We start from the raw sequence: 2,133 nt of genomic DNA on the forward strand, positions 1-2,133 counted from the left end.
AGCCGACCGGCGAACTGGCCGAGGCCATCGACAACGCCTTCGGCAGTTTCGCGGCCTTCAAGGAGCAGTTCGCCAAGGCGGGCGCGACGCGCTTTGGCTCTGGCTGGGCCTGGCTCTACGTAGACCAGAGCGGCAACCTGGTAGTTGGCTCGACGCCGAACCAGGACACACCCCTCATGGAGGGCAACACACCCATTCTCGGCCTCGACGTTTGGGAGCATGCCTACTACCTCAACTATCAAAACCGCCGGCCGGATTACATTGCCGCCTGGTGGAATGTGATAAACTGGAACGCCGTGGCCGAAAAGTACGCGGCCGCGAAGCGATAATATGACTCCCGCACCGGACCGCCAGACGACCCGGTCGGAAAGGTTTCTAAGGAGAGAGCAATGACCCACATCATCACCCGCCTCTGCCTGCGCGACACCGCCTGTGTTGAGGTCTGTCCCGTCGAATGCATGGTTCTGGGCAAGCCGGAAGAGGAATGGCCCCTGCTATACATCGACCCCGACACTTGTATCGACTGCGGCGCGTGCGTGCCGGAGTGCCCCTATGAGGCCATTTTCCCTGAAGAAGAAGTGCCCTTCGATTTCGTCGCCCCGGCCGGCGTCTGGATCGGCGGCACCAAAGAGCAACTGCCGGACGGCGTGCCCTTCGAGGGCGAGATCGACGGCCACCACGTCAAGCTGCTCAACGCCAAACAACTGGCGGGCGGCGAGGTGCTCGATCTGACCGAGGACATCCCGGCCAACTACGCCTTCTTCTCCGAGGGTCCTGGCTACGACGCCTTGAAGATGTAAGTAGGGCCTTGCCCCACGCCGGCCGGCGCCGAGCCTATTCGGCGCGCGAATCCGAATTGAACCGAATTAACTAACCTGTGACCCTGGTTGGTTAATTCGGTTTTTTGCTTGGAGGAGTAACCATGACAGCTGACTATCGCATCGAGAAAGATTCACTGGGCGAGGTGCGCGTGCCGGCCGACGCCTATTGGGGGGCGCAAACGCAGCGCGCCATCCACAACTTCCCCATCACCGGCCTGCGCCCCTACCCCGCCTTTGTCTGGTCCATGGCCCTGATCAAGCGCGCCGCGGCCGAGGTGAACCGCGACCTGAGCCTGTTCGCCGGCAAGGAAGCCGGCGGGCGCGCCGTTGGCGGCGAGGAGATGGCCGACGCCATCATCCAGGCCGCTGACGAAGTGCTGGCCGGGCGCTTCGCCGACCAGTTCGTCGTCGATCCCATTCAGGCCGGCGCGGGAACCAGCCACAACATGAATATCAACGAGGTCATCGCCAACCGGGCCAACGAGCTCCTCGGCTTTGGCCTGGGCGAGAAGGGCAAGCCGATCAACCCCAACGACCACGTGAACATGGCCCAATCGACCAACGACACCATCCCCACCGCCATCCGGCTTGGCGCGCTGTGGCGGCTGGATGAGCTATTGGGCGTGCTGGAGCGGCTGGCGGCCGAGTTCCGCGTCAAGGCGCGGGCCTTCGACGGCATCGTCAAGAGCGGTCGCACCCACCTGCAAGACGCCGTGCCCGTCCGGCTGGGCCAGGAATTCGGGGCCTACGCGCGGGCCATCGAGCGGGACGCGGCCAAGATTCGCGAGGCGGCCGAGGGGCTGCGGCGGCTGGGCATCGGCGGCACGGCCACCGGCACGGGCCTCAACGCCCACGTGGAATATCATCCGCGCATGATCCAGGTGCTCAGCCGCCTGTCGGGCCTGACGCTCTACGAGAGCGACGACCTGTTCGAGTCGATGCAGAGCATGGCCGACCCGGTGCACTTCAGCGGCGCGCTGCGCACGCTGGCCCAGGACTTGATCCGCATCGCCAACGACTTCCGCCTGCTCGCCTCCGGCCCGACGACCGGCCTGGACGAGATTCGCCTGCCCCCGGTGCAGCCCGGCTCGTCGATCATGCCCGGCAAGGTCAACCCGGTGCTGGCCGAGATGCTGGACATGGCCATGTTTCAGGTGTTGGGCAACGACCTGACCGTGCTGATGGCCGGCCAGGCGGGCCAACTGGAACTGAACGTGATGATGCCCATCATCGCCTACAACCTCTTCCAGAGCATGGACGTCATCATCAACGCGGTGACTTCGTTCATCGATAACTGTCTGGTGGGCGTCAC

At 64.4% G+C, this 2,133-nt stretch carries 3 protein-coding genes; all 3 read left to right on the forward strand.

The annotated features are described in order from the left end of the window. The coding region (locus tag ACE3UY_RS13585; RefSeq protein WP_374688047.1) for a superoxide dismutase at positions 1-329 on the forward strand (329 nt) is incomplete at its 5' end. 60 nt (positions 330-389) lie between these two features. Continuing rightward, complete coding sequence (locus ACE3UY_RS13590) at positions 390-800, forward strand: ferredoxin family protein (RefSeq protein ID WP_374688048.1); 411 nt, start codon at positions 390-392, stop codon at positions 798-800. Between the two features lie 122 nt (positions 801-922). Next, positions 923-2,133, forward strand: a 1,211-nt coding sequence (locus tag ACE3UY_RS13595) for an aspartate ammonia-lyase (RefSeq protein WP_374688049.1), incomplete at its 3' end; no start/stop codon positions are given.

Origin of the sequence: Promineifilum sp. (SeqCode), assembly GCF_041918635.1 — a bacterium.
Taxonomy (GTDB): domain Bacteria; phylum Chloroflexota; class Anaerolineae; order Promineifilales; family Promineifilaceae; genus Promineifilum.

Coding starts and splice junctions, on each gene's coding strand:
- ACE3UY_RS13590 (WP_374688048.1), top strand. CDS start 390: ATGACCCACATCATCACCCGCCTCTGCCTGCGCGACACCGCCTGTGTT.